This is a genomic window from Pontibacter ummariensis (genome assembly GCF_900188175.1).
Taxonomy (GTDB): domain Bacteria; phylum Bacteroidota; class Bacteroidia; order Cytophagales; family Hymenobacteraceae; genus Pontibacter; species Pontibacter ummariensis.
Genome location: NZ_FZOQ01000008.1, coordinates 40385 through 58799 on the forward strand (window position 1 = coordinate 40385; position 18415 = coordinate 58799).

The 18415-nt window shown below is 51.3% G+C and carries 12 protein-coding genes; 6 read left to right on the top strand and 6 right to left on the bottom strand.

From position 1 onward, the window contains the following. Nucleotides 1–2: 2 nt before the first annotated feature. The 4 genes from CHB92_RS10275 to yjjX all read right to left on the bottom strand — a co-directional run bounded on the left by CHB92_RS10275 (nucleotide 3) and on the right by yjjX (nucleotide 6549). The gene (locus tag CHB92_RS10275; protein ID WP_089319119.1) at nucleotides 3–1931 is read right to left on the bottom strand and encodes a PrkA family serine protein kinase; all 1929 of its coding nucleotides are present in this window, start codon (nucleotides 1929–1931) and stop codon (nucleotides 3–5) included. A 1514-nt stretch (nucleotides 1932–3445) separates the two neighbouring features. Then, entirely contained in the window at nucleotides 3446–4699 is a 1254-nt protein-coding gene (locus CHB92_RS10280; RefSeq protein WP_089319120.1) for a metallophosphoesterase, read from the bottom strand. A gap of 247 nt (nucleotides 4700–4946) precedes the next feature. After that, nucleotides 4947–5843, bottom strand: a complete 897-nt coding sequence (locus CHB92_RS10285; RefSeq protein WP_089319121.1) for an aldo/keto reductase — start codon at nucleotides 5841–5843, stop codon at nucleotides 4947–4949. Between the two features lie 130 nt (nucleotides 5844–5973). After that, nucleotides 5974–6549: an inosine/xanthosine triphosphatase gene (gene yjjX, locus CHB92_RS10290; RefSeq protein WP_179223009.1), complete on the bottom strand. Its 576-nt coding sequence runs from the start codon at nucleotides 6547–6549 to the stop codon at nucleotides 5974–5976. Nucleotides 6550–6952: 403 nt separating this feature from the next. On the opposite strand from yjjX, the gene CHB92_RS10295 reads away from it, so the two are divergent. The 3 genes from CHB92_RS10295 (at nucleotide 6953) to CHB92_RS10305 (ending at nucleotide 11480) form a co-directional block, all read left to right on the top strand. Next, a complete protein-coding gene (locus tag CHB92_RS10295) occupies nucleotides 6953–9256 on the top strand; it encodes a glycoside hydrolase family 3 N-terminal domain-containing protein (RefSeq protein ID WP_089319122.1) in 2304 nt (767 codons plus the stop codon). Between the two features lie 362 nt (nucleotides 9257–9618). After that, nucleotides 9619–10905 (top strand): citrate synthase, encoded by a 1287-nt coding sequence (locus CHB92_RS10300; RefSeq protein ID WP_089319123.1) that lies wholly within the window; start codon nucleotides 9619–9621, stop codon nucleotides 10903–10905. 128 nt (nucleotides 10906–11033) lie between these two features. Beyond that, nucleotides 11034–11480 carry a 6-pyruvoyl trahydropterin synthase family protein gene (locus CHB92_RS10305; protein ID WP_089319124.1) on the top strand — a complete coding sequence of 149 codons (447 nt, stop codon included), beginning with the start codon at nucleotides 11034–11036 and terminating at the stop codon, nucleotides 11478–11480. Between the two features lie 125 nt (nucleotides 11481–11605). Here CHB92_RS10305 and CHB92_RS10310 read toward each other — a convergent pair whose 3' ends face one another. After that, nucleotides 11606–13534 (bottom strand): OmpA family protein, encoded by a 1929-nt coding sequence (locus CHB92_RS10310; protein WP_089319125.1) that lies wholly within the window; start codon nucleotides 13532–13534, stop codon nucleotides 11606–11608. 10 nt (nucleotides 13535–13544) lie between these two features. After that, the gene (locus tag CHB92_RS10315) at nucleotides 13545–14198 is read right to left on the bottom strand and encodes a 7-carboxy-7-deazaguanine synthase QueE (RefSeq protein WP_089319126.1); all 654 of its coding nucleotides are present in this window, start codon (nucleotides 14196–14198) and stop codon (nucleotides 13545–13547) included. 460 nt (nucleotides 14199–14658) lie between these two features. On the opposite strand from CHB92_RS10315, the gene CHB92_RS10320 reads away from it, so the two are divergent. From CHB92_RS10320 to thrC, 3 genes are read left to right on the top strand one after another with little or no spacing between them, the layout of a single operon-like run. Beyond that, entirely contained in the window at nucleotides 14659–16065 is a 1407-nt protein-coding gene (locus CHB92_RS10320) for an aspartate kinase (protein WP_089319127.1), read from the top strand. A 9-nt stretch (nucleotides 16066–16074) separates the two neighbouring features. Beyond that, nucleotides 16075–17034, top strand: a complete 960-nt coding sequence (locus CHB92_RS10325) for a homoserine kinase (RefSeq protein WP_089319128.1) — start codon at nucleotides 16075–16077, stop codon at nucleotides 17032–17034. Beyond that, the gene (thrC, locus tag CHB92_RS10330; RefSeq protein ID WP_089319129.1) at nucleotides 17031–18359 is read left to right on the top strand and encodes a threonine synthase; all 1329 of its coding nucleotides are present in this window, start codon (nucleotides 17031–17033) and stop codon (nucleotides 18357–18359) included. The genes CHB92_RS10325 and thrC overlap by 4 nt, the downstream gene beginning before the upstream one ends. Nucleotides 18360–18415: the final 56 nt, after the last annotated feature.

Genomic DNA, 18415 nt, shown 5'->3' on the forward strand with positions numbered 1-18415 from the left:
TCCTATGCCATTGTTTTCCTTACCCGCATAAACCAGTCTACCAGAATGCGGATCTGCTTGTCGGTATAGCCCCTGTCCTTCATTCTTTTCGTGAAGTCTCGGTGCTTCTTCTCATCCTCCTCGTTCGACTTGGCGGTAAAGGACACCACGGGCAGCAGGTCTTCGGTGTTGGTGAAGATCTTTTTCTCGATCACGTTCTTGATCTTCTCATAAGAGTCCCAGCGCGGGTTTTCGCCGCCGTGGTTGGCTTTATAGCGCAAGGTAAAGTTGGTCACCTCGGCGCGGAAGTCTTTTGGATTAGAAATACCGGCTGGTTTCTCGATCTTTTCAAGCTCGGCATTCAGGATGCTTCTGTCGAAGATCTCGCCGGAGTCCGGATCGCGGTAGTCGTTGTTCTGCATCCAATGATCCGCATAGATCACATACTTTTCAAAGATGTTCTGGCCATAGGAGCTATAAGACTCGATGTATGCCTTCTGAATCTCGTCGGAGATGAACTCGGCGTACTTGCTGGCCAGCACAGACTTGATCAGGTGCAGGTATTTGGTCTCTGTTTCGGGTGGCAGCATCATTTTGATCACCTCCTGCTCCAGCACATATAACAGGTGCACCGGGTTGGCGGCAATTTCTTCGCTGTCGAAGTTGAATACCTTGGAGAGGATCTTGAAGGCAAAGCGGGTAGAGATCCCCTGCATGCCCTCGTTGATGCCCGCATCATCGCGGTACTCCTGCAGTGATTTGGCGTTCGGGTCTGTCTCGCGCAGGGTTTCGCCATTGTACACCCGCATCTTTGAGTAAATGCTGGAGTTCTCAGGTTCTTTCAGGCGTGACATGACGGAGAATTCAGCCAACAGTTCGATGGTTTTAGGGGCACAAGGTGCCTCCCGCAGCGAACTCTCCCGGATCAGCTTTTCGTAGATTTTGATCTCTTCGCTTACCCGCAGGCAGTAAGGCACCTGCACTTTGTAAATACGATCCAGGAAGGCCTCGTTTTTCTTGTCGTTCAGAAACTTGGCCCATTCCGACTCATTGGAGTGCGCCATGATGATGCCGTCGAACGGAATGGCCCCTATCGGCTCGGTGCCCTTGTAGTTCTTTTCCTGGGTGGCTGTTAGCAGCGGGTTAAGCACCTTGATCGGCGCCTTGAACATCTCCACAAACTCCAGCAAGCCCTGGTTGGCCAGGCAGAGGCCGCCCGTATAGGAGTAGGCATCCGGGTCGCTTTGCTGGAACTCAGCCAGTTTGCGGATATCCACCTTCCCTACCAGCGTGGAGATATCCTGGTTGTTTTCGTCGCCGGGCTCTGTTTTGGAGATGGCGATCTGCTCCTGAATAGAAGGAAACAGCTTAATCACCTTAAACCGGTTGATGTCCCCATCAAACTCCCGGAGCCTTTTGGAAGCCCAGGGGCTCATACAGCTCGGCACGTAACGGGACGGAATGTTGTACTCTTCCTCCAGCTCCTCGGTATAGTCGGCAAACAAGCCCAGGGGGCTTTCAAACACCGGGCTCACCTCTTCGCCTGCCTTCAGCACGTAAATGGGGTGCTGTTGCATGAGGTGCTTCAGCTTTTCGGCCAGGGAGCTCTTACCGCCCCCCACTGGCCCCATCAGGTAAAGGATCTGCTTCTTCTCTTCCAGCCCCTGTGCCGAGTGCCTGAAGTAAGAAACAATTTGTTCGATAGTGCTCTCCATGCCATAGAAGTCCTTAAAGGCAGGATATATCTTGATCTTCTTGTTAGAGAAAATTCGGCTTAGTACCGGGTCCTGGCGGGTGTCCAGCATTTCCGGTTCCCCGATCGCATCCAATATCCTTTCTGCAGGTTTTGCATACACCTTCGGATTCTTCTTGCACTCCTCTAAATAGGCAGCTACTGTCATCTCGTTGGTAGAGGCACTGTAATTGGTCTTGATCTTTTCTAAAATGTTCATAGGGTTTTGGGCTTAATACTTTGTCAGAATCATTTTATTTAAAGCGCCATAAGCAGTTTCTCCACTGAATGGATCCGAAGTGTAGGTACTGCTAAGCAACTATTCTGGGCATAGATATAGAAGTATGAAGTGTTATTACTTGCTTGACTTAACAACAGAAAAGGAGGCCTTGTACGGGAAGCGTGTCTACTAACAGCTTAGGCGTCTTATGTTTTTCTGTGCTTTGGTGTCTGGTGCTCACCCTGTTGGTTCTGCTCCAACAGTGCTGGGGGTAAAGGTCTTATAAAGTGTACCTGAAGCGTAGTGCGACAGTCCCTGCTTTACAGCGCCTGCTTTAGGGTTTCCTGTGATAGGGGTCTATCCTAGAGACCACACCATCACACCCTATGTTATGAAATAGGTTTGATATCGCTGTCGCCGTTCTTACCATACAAATAGCAAGTAAACAGGCTCACGTTGCACTTAAAGAGTGCTTACCTGTGTAACAGCAGTTTGATACTATAAATTCAAAATTGGTAATATTTTATACCATAAAGCTTATACGAGCTTTGCAAGAATAATATAGCACTCCCTTTGCGTAAAATCAAGCTTTTAACACAGATCCGTATTTAAAAAGGCCTTTTTCTCGGAGGAAACATGCTTTAAAGACCTTTTTCAGCATGAACAGGCTGTGCTACTTTTTTACCTTTTCTGCACGAAGGCAGAGAGATGGCAGCACAGGCTCGCTACCGCCCCTTGCTTTTCCTGGCTCCCCTAACGGGGCTATCAAAAGAGCTTTTTGGGAAGTCGCTTAGGCTGGGAGCCATTTTAGTGCAGCTGCTTGTAGCTTTCCAGTAAGGCAGGGTGTTTTCAAAAAGCGTTTTACCCACCCCTTTTACGGAGTAGGGCCTTTTCATTCTTCCTTTTTGTCATCCTGCAAAGGATCTTGTTTACAAAGGGTGTCTACCCCCACAGAAGCGAATGCTTTACCTTCCGGAGAGGAGCCAGTCCTCTATCTCCATGTAGCTTTCCAGCTGCTTTAACGCTACATTTTAAATGATACGGACTTACTTCGGAGCGGGGAAGTAGCAAACGTAGAAAGCTCCTCCATGGGACTAATCTAAAAGAGATAAACGCGCACTGCCTTTTTAGTCCCAGCGGGACGATTGTTTGTAGCTTGAGGATAAACAGGGCCTCTAAGCTCCAGCGGAGCGACATGTTCGCATCAGGTTTACATGTCGCTCCGCTGGAGCTTTACCTATAAGATACACTTCTTTCTACAAACAGGCCGTCCCGCTTGGACACTTTCTAATAGTTGAACCTTGCGAAAGGCTTTTTTTCGTTTCCTGCCTGACAGGCTCTTGAGAGGGACTGAGACGTTTGCTTCATCCTTCCTGTTTTTTCACCCTGACGATGGTATCTCTCAGGAACAGCCAGGTGAACAAAACCAAGCCTACTGTTCCGTCAAAGAGGTAATGCCCCAAAAACAGAAGAGCCACCTGCTATAGGTGGCTCTTCTGTTTTATCAGATGATTTTAGGCGCTTCGCTTGCGGAGTTCCAGCACCGTGATCTCGGGCCAGATGCCTACACGGCCGGAAAAGCCAAGGAAGCCAAAGCCCCGGTTTACATACAGCAAGCGCTCTTTCGCCTCAGCCAGGCCTGCCCAGTTTTCGTAGCGGTACTTCGCAGGGCTCCAGCGCACCAGTGGCGTTTCAATGCCGAATTGCATGCCGTGCGTATGGCCCGAGAGGGTCAGGTGCACGGGTGCCGGGTACTCCTTCACAACAGACTCCCAGTGCGAAGGGTCATGCGAGAGCAGTACTTTAAAGGCGTCTTCCTCCACACCCTGTAAGGCCTTGCCCAGGTCCCCTTCCTTTATAAAGCCCTCGCCCCAGTTCTCGACCCCTACTAAGGCCAGCTTCTGCCCTCCTTTCTCGATGATCACGTTCTCGTCCAGTAACAGCCGCCATCCCATCTCTGCCTGATGCTGCTTCAGCATTTCCAGGTTTTCTTCCTGCTCGGCCTCCGTTGCCCAGTCGGCATACAGCCCGTAATCGTGGTTACCCAGGATAGAGTACTGTCCGTACGGGGCCTTGATTTGGCTGAAAACCTCCATGTACGGCACGATCTCTTCTGCATGGTCATTCACGAGGTCACCCGTAAAAACAAAAAGGTCTGATTGCTGCGCTTTAATCAGCTCTATGCCCCGCCGTACCGCTTCCGGATCATCAAAGCTACCGGCATGTACATCTGAGATCTGCGTAATTGTAAAGCCATCAAACGCCTCCGGTAGATCATCAAAGTATAAGGTATGGCGGTGCACGGTATAGTCGTACTTGCCCCTGGTTACTCCATAAAGGAAAGAAGCGAAGGGAATGCTGGCCAGTAAAAGGGCTGCCTGACTCACAAACTTCCGCCGCTCCGGAACAAGGGGCTCCTGCTTCGGCTTCTTCCTGCTTTTACCAGAAAAGCGGATAAGCGCTACGATCGCCCGGTAAATATCCTCCGCAAACAGCACCAGGATAAACACCAGCTGCGTGACGAAGAAGGTCAGGAATGCATTGATGAACCACTGTATAAAAGGTGTTGCCTGGTCGAGGGTAAAGCGAATATAAATAGAGTAGGCAAAACCGGCGATGAGCCCTATAAAGAAAAGCCAGTAGACTAAATGGACAGCCAGCCGTGCCTGTTTGGAGCGCCAGTCCGCCGTTAGCCTTTTGATACCCTGAAAGACGTACCAGTTCATGAACAGGGAAATCACGCCCAGGGTCAAAATAAATTGAGACATTCTATTCTATCGTGTGTTCTTTTTTGATTTAGTGTCCTGCCAGCGCTGTTCGCTGCTACTGCCCTATTCTGTGACGGAAACCATGCAAACCGAGCCCAGGACTCTCTGTTGCATGGTATGCTAAAACTGTGCCTGACACCATTGTTTAAACATGAAACAAGGCTAAAAAATGATTCCTTTCCTTTTGCAACTAGAAAGCTGGCTGAAAAGGGAGAGAGAGCATGAGGGGCAACAGAATTTACTCAAGTTAACGGTGCTGCTCATACACATTCGCTGGCAAGGCTTGCCCTAAAACTGTCAGTTCCTCTTCTCTCAACGCATCTGTTTTTGCCGCCAGCAGTGCATCCTGCAACTGCGCCTCGGTCCGGATACCCACTACAGCTGCGGCAACAGCCGGGGCATGCAGCACGAAACGCAGGGCAACGTCTGCAGGCGTCCTGCGCTTACCCGCTACTGCCTGGATTGCCTGGGCCGCCTTTGCTACCTGGTCTGCCCTGTAGTTCAAGTAAGCTTTGGGAGGTTTGCCTAGCAGGAGTCCCTGCGCAAAACTGCCCCGCGCCAGTACACTGATGTTATGCTCCTGCAACAAGCCCAGGCAGCTCTCCTCGGGCCTGCGGTCCAGCAGGCTGTACTGCATCATCACACTCACGATACCTGAGCGCTGCACATATTCCCGGATTACATTAGGCCTAATAGAGGAAATACCGTAATGCCGGATCTTCCCTTGCTGCTTCAGAGTTTCAAAGGCCTCCATCGTCTCGTCGATTGGATCGTCAATAGTGCCCCCATGCAGCTGGTACAAGTCTATATAATCGGTTTGCAGGCGCTGCAGGCTTTTGTCTACGGCCTGCAGGATATAGGCCTTCGAAGGATTCCAGTCCCAGCCACTGCCATCCGGGCGCCACTGGTTACCGACCTTAGTTGCCAGCACCACCTCTTCGCGCTGCCCCTTAAAGGCCTTCCCTACCGTCACTTCGTTCTCCCCCTGCTGGTACAGGTCGGCGGTGTCAAAAAAATTAATGCCTTTGTCCAGGGCCTGGTGCAGCAGCTTGGCATTTGCCGTATGGTCCTCACCCAGAGACATACAGCCAAAGCTCATCTCGCTTACTTTCAGATCGGACTTACCCAGTTTATTGTAGTTCATTTTTAGTTTCGTCGTTTTATTTCAATCACATCACGTGGATTGCATGATGGAAGGATATGCAGGAGCGACTCCCGGCAGGAAATACAAACTACAAACAAGCAAAAGTGGGAAAACGCCTACTTTTGGTTACTTACGCCTTGGTGATGTCCTGCTGGTACAGTTCCTTATTTTTAAAAGGCACCAGGGCCAGCATGACCGCTTGCTCGTAAAGCTGTTTCCGGTCCAGCACGTTGCCGGTTAAGATACCGATTGCCCCTCCCTTTTGTTTGGAATTCTGGTGATTGAACACCATGTCATCTGCCTTACCCAGCTCTACACCGCGCTCCACCAACGCAGCCACCGCCGGGGGCAGAAAGAATATACCGGAACGGGCTTTTCCGGTGAGCGTCCCCCCCTGCACCACGATCCAGGCAAAAGCGGCCAACTCTCCCTGCATACTGCTTACGCCCCCTTCCAGGCCTATCCAGTAATCTGCGTCCGGGTGCGCTTCCCGGGCGTTTTTCACCCGGTTCAGTGCCCCCTGCAATGTTTCCTCATCGCTCATCGGCTGATCTGCCACCCCACTGGGCACAGAAGCCGGTACGGCCTCAAATGCCTGCTCCGGGAACATGTGTTGCAGACCGCTGAGGGCTGCCTTTACTTTAACGGGGTTTTTAGAGGCCACCACAACACGTAGCAGCCTTGATTCTGATCTTTCGGTATGCATGCTCTTATCTGCTTTCTTACTACCCGCTGCTAAGTTTAGAGAACAGCAGGACCGGTTAATATAGTGCTTTTTGATTTTATTCGCAGGCTTTAGCAGTGCAACTACAGCCCCATTAACTTAAGAGCAGCTGAGGCAGAGGCTTTTAAAAAATTGTTCCTGTATCCTGGCCTGTTCCAGTTAAAAGCCTTGCAGCTAAGCCTGTTACCTGCCTCTGCAGACCTGTACACACCCCTGTTCCAGCACTTTGCCAGCAGCGTAATGGCACGTCTTCTATGTGGGAACCTTTTTAGTGAAGCGTGCGCTTTTTATAGGCAAGGCCTTGTAACTACTTTAAGATTTTACAGTAGCAAGTCCAGAAGAATTGCTTTTATAACTATCTTGTGCCAAACAAATTTTAACCAATATGAGGCGTTATTCACCCTTATTCTTAGCATCTATTTTATTACTAAACTCTTGTGGGGTAAGCCAGCCTGCAGAAACGACCGAAACCACACAAACTCCCGTTGCAAAAGCTACGGACGTAAAAGCCCTGGACCCCGAGATAGAGGCCCTGCTGGCCAAAATGAGCGTGGAGGAGAAGGTAGGCCAGATGACACAGGTAACTGTCGACCTGATCCTGAAAGACAATTCGCTGACAGAGATTGACCCTGCCAAGCTCCGCACCGCCCTGATCGACAAGAAAGTAGGTTCGATCCTGAACGTAAAAGGCAATGCCTATACCATCGACGAGTGGCATAAGCTGCTGACAGGCATACAGGATGTGGCTACGAAAGAGACCAGACTAGGGATCCCGGTTATTTATGGCATCGATGCCATACACGGCGCTAACTACATTGCAGGCTCTACCCTGTTCCCACATAACATTGGCATGTCGGCCACGCGTAACCCGGAGCTGGTACACAAGGCGGCGATGATTACGGCCGCAGAAACAAGGGCTTCCGGTATTCCATGGAACTTCGACCCGGTACTGGACGTGGGACGTCAGCCGCTGTGGCCCCGCTTTGAGGAGACTTTTGGCGAGGACGTGTACCTGGTGAAAACCATGGGTACGGCCGCCATTGAAGGCTACGAGCAGGACAACCTGAACACAGACCATACCGTGGCTTCTACCATGAAGCACTTCCTGGGTTACTCGGTGCCTGCCAGCGGGAAAGACCGCACGCCTTCGTACATTCCGGAGCAAATGCTGCGCGAGATCTTCCTGCCACCCTTTAAGGCGGCGGTAGACGCCGGTGCTTCTTCTGTCATGATCAACTCAGGTGAAGTAAACGGCGTGCCGGTACACGGTAGCAAGTACTACCTGACCGAAATCCTGCGCGATGAGCTGGGCTTTGAAGGCGTGGCAGTATCTGACTGGGAAGATGTAATCCGCCTGCACACCAGGCACCGTATCGCCGATTCTCCGAAAGAAGCGGTAAAAATGGCAGTAGAAGCTGGCCTAGACATGAGCATGGTGCCAACAGACTATTCTTTCTATGACCTGCTGGTAGAACTGGTAAAGGAAGGGGAAATTTCTGAAGAGCGTATCAATACCTCTGTGCGCCGTATCCTGACGCTGAAGAAGAAACTGGGTATTTTAGACCAGCCTTATCCGGTGGCCTCCCTGAAAGATCAGGTACAGAAGCCCGAGTATGACGCGGTTGCCTACCAGGCCGCCCTGGAAAGCCTTACCCTGCTGAAAAACGAAAAGCAGGTATTGCCACTTCGTAAAAACGCAAAAGTGCTGATTGCCGGTCCGGCAGCTAACACCCTTGGAGCGCTGCATGGTAGCTGGTCTTACGTATGGCAGGGAACGGACGAAAGCCAGTACCCGGAAAAGGCCAAAACCGTAGCGGAGGCCCTTGTGGCAGAAATCGGCAAGAACAACGTGATCAACCGCTCTGTAGCCGATTTCGATGCAGCTGTTAACTACGATGCAGCGCAACTGAAGAAGGATGCGAAGCAGGCGGATGCCATCATCCTGTTCCTGGGTGAGAAAGCCTATGCTGAAAGCCCGGGGGTGATCGACGACCTGAACCTGGATCCGAAGCAAGTAGCCCTGGCCAAAGCTGCCAAGGAAACCGGGAAGCCGGTGGTACTGGTACTGCTGGAAGGCAGACCACGTATTGTATCTGCTGTAGAGCCTTTGGTAGACGCCGTGGTGATGGCTTACAGACCATCAACCTTTGGTGCACCGGCCCTGGCAGATGTGCTGTTCGGCGATGCGAACCCAAGTGGTGCCCTCTCGTTCACCTACCCGCGTTATGCAGGCGATGTCGTGCACTACGACTACAAAGGCACTGAGCGTATCCGCGAAGACGTGCCTAATACGTACGGTGATGCCGGTTTTAACCCCCAGTGGACGTTCGGCACAGGCCTGAGCTATACGAATTTTGCTTTCTCTGATTTGAAAGTAAACGCCACAGACTTCGGCCCGAACGACAAATTGCAGGTGTCTGTAAAAGTGAAGAACACGGGCAAGCGTGCCGGCCAGAAGGCGGTAGAGCTTTACAGCCACGACCAGTATGCCAGCATTACCCCTAGCGCCAAGCGCCTGAGAGCCTTCACAAAGGTTTCGTTGGAGCCTGGCGAGGAGAAGGTCGTGAACTTTACTGTTTCCCCTGAAGACATGGCCTTCGTGAACCAGCAAGGCCAGTGGGTAACCGAGCCAGGGGCGTTCGACCTGATGGTAGGCGACCTGAAAACTACCGTAAACTACGTGCAATAACACTGCTAGGCGAAAAGCTTTAGCAGGCAAAAAATAAAGAGGGAAAAGCGGTAGCTTTTCCCTCTTTATTTTTTGCCTAGCCGACGATTATTCTCTAAGCACAGCGACGGTTTCTTGCCAACCTAACAGGTAAAGACCCTAGGGCAAAATGTTTCGCTGCTTTTATAGCCATTTCACTATAAAAATCGTATTCGGGTAAACAATTCTTCCACTTATCACTTCTTACATTACTCCCCTTAAAACAGTACCAGGGGGATATTGCTTTATTACGATATTAAAGAATAACGCCGTTTCATTTTAGAACATTTTTCCATAAATTCGCTTCACAAGAGACACAACAACGGACATAAACCCAAACAGACATGTCAGACTTTGCTGAAATTAATTTAGAAGGTAAACCCTTCCAAATGCCAATCATAGTGGGTACGGAAGATGAAAAAGCTTTAGACATTACATCGCTGCGCGCACAGACTGGCTATATTACCCTTGACCCCGGCTATAAAAATACAGGAGCAACTCAAAGTGCCATCACATTCCTGGATGGTGAAAAAGGTATTCTTCGTTACAGAGGGTATCCGATCGAACAGCTGGCAGAGAAGTCAAACTTCATTGAAGTGGCTTACCTGCTGATCTACGGCTCGCTGCCTACCAGCGAGCAACTGAATGATTTCAGCGACAGAATCAGACGCCATACACTGGTAAACGAAGACATGCGCAAGATTTTGGATGGCTTCCCGTCTACGGCGCACCCAATGGGCATCCTGTCTGCTTTAGTTAGCTCCCTCACGGCTTTCTATCCAGAGTCTTTGAAGTCAAACCAGACAGAGGACGAAATGAACCTGTCTATTGTGCGTTTGATGGCAAAGATGCCTACCATTGCAGCCTGGTCTTATAAAAACTCAATCGGGCACCCGGTAAACTACCCTAAGAACAAGTTAGATTATGCCTCTAACTTCCTGAACATGATGTTCTCTTATCCTACAGAGGATTATGAGATCGATCCGGTGGTAGTGGATGCCCTGAACAAATTGCTTATCCTGCACGCAGATCACGAGCAAAACTGCTCTACTTCTACCGTACGATTGGTAGGCTCCGCCCATGCCAGCCTTTACTCTTCTGTCTCTGCCGGTATCAGCGCCCTATGGGGTCCATTACACGGTGGTGCGAACCAGGCCGTAATCGAAATGCTGGAAGCGATCAAGGCAGACGGGGGCGACTCGAAGAAATTCATCGAGAAGGCGAAAGACAAAAACGATCCGTTCCGTCTGATGGGCTTTGGTCACCGTGTGTACAAGAACTTCGACCCTCGCGCCCGCATCATCAAGAAGTCTGCCGACGACGTGCTGAATGCGCTGGGTATTAAAGACCCTGTGCTGAACATTGCGAAGGAACTGGAAGAGGCTGCCCTGAACGATTCATACTTCGTAGAGCGCAAGTTGTACCCTAACGTGGACTTCTACTCTGGTATCATCTACCGTGCATTGGGTATTCCTACCAACATGTTCACCGTAATGTTTGCCCTGGGCCGTCTGCCAGGCTGGATCGCACAGTGGAAAGAAATGCGTGAGAACAAGGAGCCAATCGGCCGTCCACGCCAGATCTATGTGGGTGAAACAGAGCGTGACTACGTTCCTTTGGAGCAACGTTAATCGTTTACCTGTTAATAAAAGGCTGGTCTTTGGATCAGCCTTTTCTTTTAACCCTTCCTGCTAAGAATCCCCTAGCACTTCGACTACTTTTCCGATAACCTTTATTTCTGCTTACCCCTTCTAATGCCATGACAAAAATCAGGCTAACACGACGCTTTACTTTTGAGGCAGCGCATGCCCTCCTACGTTACGACGGCCCCTGCCGCCACATCCACGGGCACTCTTATAAACTGGAAGTAACCGTTATCGGCACTCCCCTGGTAGATGAAGAACACCCTAAGAACGGCATGGTGATGGACTTTGGTGACCTGAAGCAAATCGTACAAGAGCACATCATAGCGCGCGTGGACCACGCCCTGCTCCTACGCGCCGACAGTAGCAAGGACCTGAAGGAAGCCCTGCGCAAAACAGATCAGAAATTACTGCTGACACCTTATCAGCCCACCTGCGAAAACATGCTGATTGACTTTAAAACAAGACTGCTGGATATCCTACCTGCCCACGTGACCCTGCATAGCCTGAAACTCTGGGAAACGGAGAACGCCTTTGCCGAATGGTACGCCTCGGATAATTAAGTCACCGACTGATAAATGAGAAATAGGGACGAGCGGGAGAGCTCTCCCTATACTTTAAAAGCAGCCACATTTTTAAATAGGGCACTTTTAAAAGGCGAGTGCGAAAAGCAGGAATGGCTGTAAATTTACAAAACCCGCATTTCGATACGACGGTTCTGTTGGCGGTTTTCGTCCGAGGTGTTTGGCTTTACGGGCTTGCTTTCCCCATAGCCTTTGTACCGGAAGCGGTCTTTCGCAACTCCGTTGCTGGCCAAATATTCGACTACGGCCCTGGCGCGCTTTTCAGAAAGCACCTGGTTGGCTTTGTCAGAGCCAACGTCGTCTGTATGACCCGCTATTTCTATCTTTACCTTCGGGTTTTGCTCCAGAAACTTCACAAGTTTGTTTAGCTCCGTCTTCGACTCTTTTTCCAGTTCGTACTTGCCCGTATCGAAGAACAGGTTATTGAGCGTGACGGCGGCACCGGGCACAATCGGCTCCAGGTACACATCCAGTGCAACCGGGGACAGCGACTTGGGCGAGGTATAATCAAAGCTAACGCTGTTCATCAGGTATTGAGGGGCACTTACATATAAGGCATATTGCTTTCCCTCAGTTAATACCACCGTATACTCCCCTGTTACCTTATCAGAATTCACTTGCTGCACCAGTGAATCGGTAGCAACATTATATAGCTGCACCTGGGCCGCCAGTGGCTTTTTGGTGGCCGCATCAAAAACACGCCCTTGCGCATAGGTGCTGTTCACGCTGCTGCGCCAGGCCTGCGGTACATCAAAACGGTACAGCTGAATCGTAACAGCGCCGGCATCCGTGGTGCCCTGCCTGGAGTAATAGCCAACTTCGTTATCGGGTGTAATGAACAGAGAACCTTCATCTGCATGGGTATTTAACGGATAGCCGAGGTTCTGCGGTTCGGACCACTGGTTGTTGTCCCCTCTGGTGGCTTTGAATACATCCAGTCCTCCGAGTCCCACATGGCCGTCACTCACGAAGTAGAGCGTAGAACCACTCACGTGAATAGAGGGCGCCATGTCTTTGCCCGGTGAGTTTACCTTGTCGCCCAGGTTAAGTGGTTGCTGCCAGCTGCCGTCTTCGTTCAGGTACGTTACCCAAATGTCCTCCTTCCCAACGCCACCACTCCGGGTAGAGGTAAAGTAGAGGGTACGGCCATCGGCTGAAAGGCTGGGCTGCGAATCCCAGGCCTTCGCATTTACCGGGCTTCCCATGTTCTTGGGTTTACTCCACTCGTTGCCCGTCCGGAAGGAAATATACAGGTCACAGTCCCCTACTCCGTCTGATCGGTTGCAGGAGGTAAACACCAGGGTTTTGCCATCTCCGGAGATGGTAGCGGCCCCTTCATTGGCCGGTGAATTGATGGTCTCTGAAATAGGAGCAGGTGCCTGCCACTCGCCGTCTTTCCAGGCACTTACAAAGATATTCTCGTCGTGCTCGGGCCTGTTACTAGCGCGGGCCGTGTAAATGAAAAAGCGCTGGTCCGCCGTGGTATAGGGGAAGTACTGTAAGCCGAAGCGGTTAATGGTTTGCGGCAGCTGCTCCGGATTAAAAGGCACCGGCTTTTGCATAGCCGCCAGCGCAAAGTCTGCAGACCTGATTTGGTCTTTGGCCCACTGTACCAGCTTTGGATTCCGGGGTTTGGCTTTTAAAAAAGCTTCAAAGTTCTGTTTTGCCTCCTGGTAAGCGCCTCGCTCAAAGTACAGGTCGGCCAGATCAAAGTAGTAATTGGCGTAAGAGGGGTTATAAGGTGTCTGCCCTAAGCCACGCTGCAGGTACTCAAAAACCGCCTGCTTGTTGCCCATCATCTTGTGCAGGTTGGCCGCCCGAATGTAAGCCTCTACAAACCCTGGATCTTTCTCTATGGCCTGGTTCAGGAACCCCAGGGCACGATTAAAGTCCCGGGCACGGGTGTACTCGTCTGCTTTTTCGTATAAACGCACTGCTTTAGACGAGGTAGTACTCAGCTTCTGGTTTTGAGCTAAACTGACAGAGGCAGCACTTAGGGTCAGGAGAATAGCGGCTAGCAGTGGTTTATACATAAAGTATCAGTTATGGAATATCCATGTACTTGTGCGTCTGCAACGACACACGCCATTTCGGATTTTGTTTAACGTATTCTACAATAAGCGGCATAAGGTCGGCAGCCTTGCTCCACTCCGGTTGCAGGTACAGCTTACAATGCTCTCCCACCTGCGCGGCATGCGCTTCGGCCCACTTAAAGTCGCTCTTGTTAAAGATAACCACTTTTAGCTCATCTGCAAAGGGATATACCGAGGCATCCGGCGCCTTAAACTTCTTAGGCGACAAGCAAACCCAATCCCAGTTGCCGCTGACAGGGTAAGCACCAGAGGTCTCCACCAGGGTTTTAATTCCCTCCTGCTGCAGCTGAGAAGTTAAAGGTGCCAGGTTATACAGCAAAGGCTCGCCGCCCGTAATCACCACCGTTTTTCCCGGATAGCTGTTTGCGGCACTTACAATATCCTCTGTTAAGGTCAGTGGGTGCTGTTCGGCATCCCACGACTCCTTTACATCGCACCAGTGGCAGCCCACGTCGCAGCCACCCAGGCGAATGAAGTAAGCGGCTGTTCCCGTATTGGCCCCCTCGCCCTGTATGGTATAAAAGGCCTCCATCAGCGGTAGTGCGCTGCCATCTTTCGGTACGCTGTGGATAGAGGCTGTTTTGTATGTTTTAATAGATTCCAATCCTAACTTATGATATGGCCACACCTTTTAGGGGGCTATTATATATTATTTGATACTCCCCCGGCGGGCTAATGCCTTTACAAGGGGTAGAACTTACAAAGTTAATAAAAATGCAACACGCAAGGCGTACCCAGGCGTTCCGCACCACCGCAGGCCAGTCATGACTTCAGAAGCATTTTAACAATTTTTAAATAAAATTAGCATTTGTCTTTCAAGCTTCTTACTTTGGTCTATCAATAGCAATGAAACTGGCAAGCAACATATCATTTAGCGTCCTATCTTTTTCGAAAGAAGGAATCGTTGTGTCCTTTGCTATCACGTCTATTATCATTACAGCTACCATTACCCCTTTGGGGTTTAGCTGCATATATCGTCCCCTTTCCAGTATCGCCATAGCCGCGGTCTAAGCCTCCTGTCAGGCTCCTTTTTCTTTTCTTTTCAATTTAAGCAACCCTAGCTCATGTTGGTTTTAAAATTTGGAGGCACCTCTGTGTCTAACGCGCAGGCTATCCGCCAGGTAGCAGCTGTCTTAAAGGGAAACACATATTCCCGAAACAGGATCGTCGTGGTATCGGCCATGTCCGGCGTAACAGACATGCTCGTGTCCTGTTACCAGAAAGCGGCACAGCACGACGCTTCCTATCATCAGGTGATCCAGCAGTTGGAACACCGGCACATGGAGGCGATCGAGCAGTTGGTGCCTTTCAGCCATCAGATAGACATCAAAGGCAAGGTAAAGCTCCTGCTTCGCGAACTGGAGGACATTTGTCAGGGTGTGTTCCTGCTGGATGAACTCAGTGACGGCATCAAGGCCCGCTTCATGTCGTATGGCGAGCTTTTGTCCTCTGCGCTTATCTCGGTGGCTTTCCAGCACCTGGAACTGCCGAACACGCTGATCGACAGCCGGGACTTCATCATCACGGACAGCAATTACCTGAACGCCAAGGTAGAGCAGCAGAAAACTTATGCCCGCATCCAGGCGCATATGCCGGATGCGCCCTTAGTGATAGCACCAGGCTTTATATCCCGTACAGAGGCTGGCAAAACAACAGTGCTGGGCCGCGGAGGCTCTGACTATACCGCCTCAATTTTTGCAGCAGCACTCAAGGCAGAAAGGCTGGAAATCTGGTCGGATGTGGACGGGATGTACACGGCTGACCCGCGCAAAGTAAAAGCAGCACGTCCTATAAAGGAGTTGAGCTACAAGGAGGCGATGGAGTTGGCATATTTCGGGGCCAAGGTCCTCTACCCTCCTACTATCTCTCCGCTCGTAGCAGCAAACATCCCCCTGATGCTGAAGAACACCTTTAACCCATCGCATGCGGGTACTTTGATTACAGCTGCCCCTGCCCCGGGCCCTACCATCAAAGGGGTTTCATGCATCGACAACATTACGCTGATCACGCTGAGTGGCAGTGGCATGGTGGGGGTACCGGGCATCGCCATGCGCATGTTCAAAGCGGTGGCCAAGCAAAACATCAACATTTACTTTATTACGCAGTCGTCTTCTGAGCAAAGCATCACCATTGCCATGGCAGATCCCGAAGGTCAGAAAGCGCTGCACGCCCTGACAGAGGAGTTTGCCCAGGATATTGCCATCAACGACCTGGATCCGGTGAGCCTGGAGTCGCAGATGAGCATTGTGGCCATTGTGGGGAATGGCATGATCCAGCACCCCGGCATTGCCGGCACCATCTTCTCCATTCTGGGAAACCACAGCGTCAACATCCGGGCCATTGCCCAGGGCGCCACAGAGCGAAACATCTCGTTAGTTGTGCGGGGCGAGGATGCCGTACAAGCGGCTAACCTGTTGCACGACAGCTTTTTTTTAGAAAAATCAGAGAAACCAGCCGAAGCGTTGGCTTAACAAACAAAGATGAAAGATTCCGACTTTATAAAAGTATTTGCCCCGGCTACGGTTGCCAATGTCTGCTGTGGCTTCGATGTGTTAGGCTTTGCCCTGGACCAGCCGGGAGATGAAGTGTGGGTACGCCAGAAAGAAAGCCCTGGTGTTACGATTTCTGCCATAGAAGGTATCTGCGGCCTGTCTACCGATCCTGCTGAAAACGTGGTTGGTATAGTCGCGCAAAAGATGTTGAGGGAGCTCGATGTGCCTTTTGGGGTTGAATTACAGCTCCATAAAGGCATGCCCGTAGGGAGCGGCCTGGGTAGCAGCGCTGCCAGTTCTGCTGCCGCAGCTTTTGCCGTAAACGAACTAATGGGCCGCCCCTTTACGACACAGGAACTGGTCCCCTTTGCCATGGAAGGAGAACGCCTGGCCTCCGGCTCAGCACACGCCGACAATGTGGCGCCTTCTTTACTGGGTGGCTTTGTGTTAGTGCGAAGCTATGATCCACTGGACGTTATCCCCCTGGGCGTACCATTGGAGTTGTACTGCACCGTGGTGCACCCACAAGTAGAGCTAAAGACTTCCCTGGCCCGCAGCATTCTGAAAAAGGATATTCCTTTACAGAAGGGCATCCGGCAGTGGGGGAACCTGGCAGGCCTGATGGCTGGGCTTTTGAAGGCGGATTACAGTTTGGTTAGCCGAAGCCTGCATGATGAGATCTTTGAGCCAGAGCGGGCCTTTCTGATCCCCTTGTTCAGGCAAGCGAAGGAAGCCGCTCTGGAAGCAGGTGCTCTGGGTGCCGGCATCTCCGGCTCCGGCCCATCCATATTTGCGCTTTCTGCCACGGCAACACAGGCCCGGCAGGTAGAGCAGGCCATACAGCAGGTATACGCCAACAGTGGCATTGATCTGAACACCTACGTAACACAGGTGCCCGAGCAAGGGGCACGTCTTGTTTCACAACCCACCTTACACGCACAAAAATGAACTTCTATAGCACCAACCATCAAGCTCCTGAGTTGAGTTTTAAGGAGGCCGTGATCAAAGGGCTTCCGCAGGACAAGGGCCTTTTCTTTCCGAAGGAAATCCCATCCCTTCCCGCCTCTTTCTTTGAGGCCCTGCCCGGAATGGACCTACCGGAAATTGCCTTTCAGGTTCTCCAGCCTTTTACAACACCAGACATTTCGGAAGCAGACCTTCGGGCCATCTGTGCGGAAGTTTTCACCTTCCCAATCCCACTGAAGCAGGTTAAAGGTAACATTTACTCGTTGGAACTATTCCATGGCCCTACCTGTGCTTTTAAAGATGTGGGGGCACGTTTTATGTCGCGCTGCCTGCAGGCCTTTACAACGCCAGGCAAACCGGTAACCGTACTGGTGGCCACTTCCGGGGATACAGGCAGTGCTGTTGCCAATGGTTTTCTGGGCGTAGAGAATGTGGAGGTGGTGATCCTGTACCCGAAAGAAGGCGTGAGCGACATACAGGAAAGGCAGTTTACCACGCTGGGGCAGAACATCCGGGCAGTGGCAGTGGAGGGTACCTTCGATGATTGCCAGCACCTGGTAAAGCAGGCTTTTTCAGATGAAGCATTGGCAAAAGACATGCAGCTTTCTTCGGCCAACTCCATCAACGTGGCCCGTTGGCTGCCGCAAATGGTGTACTACTTCCATGCGTGGGGACAATGGCGTAAGGCACAGCCACAGGAAGTATCGGACGCAGTCACTTTTGCTGTGCCAAGCGGTAACTTCGGGAACCTGGCCGCAGGGGTGCAGGCCCAAAGGATGGGCCTGCCTGTCCGCTATTTTATTGCCGCCACCAACCGAAACAAAGTGGTTCCTGATTACCTGGAGACAGGAAACTATACCCCAGCCCCCTCTGTGCCTACCATTGCCAATGCCATGGATGTAGGCAGCCCCAACAACTTTCCGCGCATGCTGGAGTTGTTCGGGCAGGACGATAAGGCTTTAAAGGAGACGGTAAAAGGGTACTGGACCGACGATGCCCCAATCAAGACAGCCATACGGGGCGTGAATGAAAAAGAGGACTACCTGCTGGACCCACATGGGGCAATTGGATACCTCGCCCTGGAGCAGTACCTGCCAGCACTTCAAACGACCGGCATTTTCCTGGAGACAGCACATCCCGCCAAGTTCAGGGAAAGCATAGAGGCTATCGTGGGCAGCGAGCTGGCTTTGCCGGCGCAGCTACAGGCCTTTCTGAACAAACCCAAAAAGGCGGGCAGCATCCCCAATGACTATGGCAGCTTCACGGCGGTCCTGCAGGAAATGGCAAACACCTCCCCTGCCTCCTGACCTTTATTGTGTAAAAACGAAATTAAAATTGACAAGCGCGTGCCCTGGCAGAGGTC

Coding starts and splice junctions, on each gene's coding strand:
- CHB92_RS10275 (WP_089319119.1), bottom strand. CDS start 1,931: ATGAACATTTTAGAAAAGATCAAGACCAATTACAGTGCCTCTACCAAC.
- CHB92_RS10280 (WP_089319120.1), bottom strand. CDS start 4,699: ATGTCTCAATTTATTTTGACCCTGGGCGTGATTTCCCTGTTCATGAAC.
- CHB92_RS10285 (WP_089319121.1), bottom strand. CDS start 5,843: ATGAACTACAATAAACTGGGTAAGTCCGATCTGAAAGTAAGCGAGATG.
- yjjX (WP_179223009.1), bottom strand. CDS start 6,549: ATGCATACCGAAAGATCAGAATCAAGGCTGCTACGTGTTGTGGTGGCC.
- CHB92_RS10295 (WP_089319122.1), top strand. CDS start 6,953: ATGAGGCGTTATTCACCCTTATTCTTAGCATCTATTTTATTACTAAAC.
- CHB92_RS10300 (WP_089319123.1), top strand. CDS start 9,619: ATGTCAGACTTTGCTGAAATTAATTTAGAAGGTAAACCCTTCCAAATG.
- CHB92_RS10305 (WP_089319124.1), top strand. CDS start 11,034: ATGACAAAAATCAGGCTAACACGACGCTTTACTTTTGAGGCAGCGCAT.
- CHB92_RS10310 (WP_089319125.1), bottom strand. CDS start 13,534: ATGTATAAACCACTGCTAGCCGCTATTCTCCTGACCCTAAGTGCTGCC.
- CHB92_RS10320 (WP_089319127.1), top strand. CDS start 14,659: ATGTTGGTTTTAAAATTTGGAGGCACCTCTGTGTCTAACGCGCAGGCT.
- CHB92_RS10325 (WP_089319128.1), top strand. CDS start 16,075: ATGAAAGATTCCGACTTTATAAAAGTATTTGCCCCGGCTACGGTTGCC.
- thrC (WP_089319129.1), top strand. CDS start 17,031: ATGAACTTCTATAGCACCAACCATCAAGCTCCTGAGTTGAGTTTTAAG.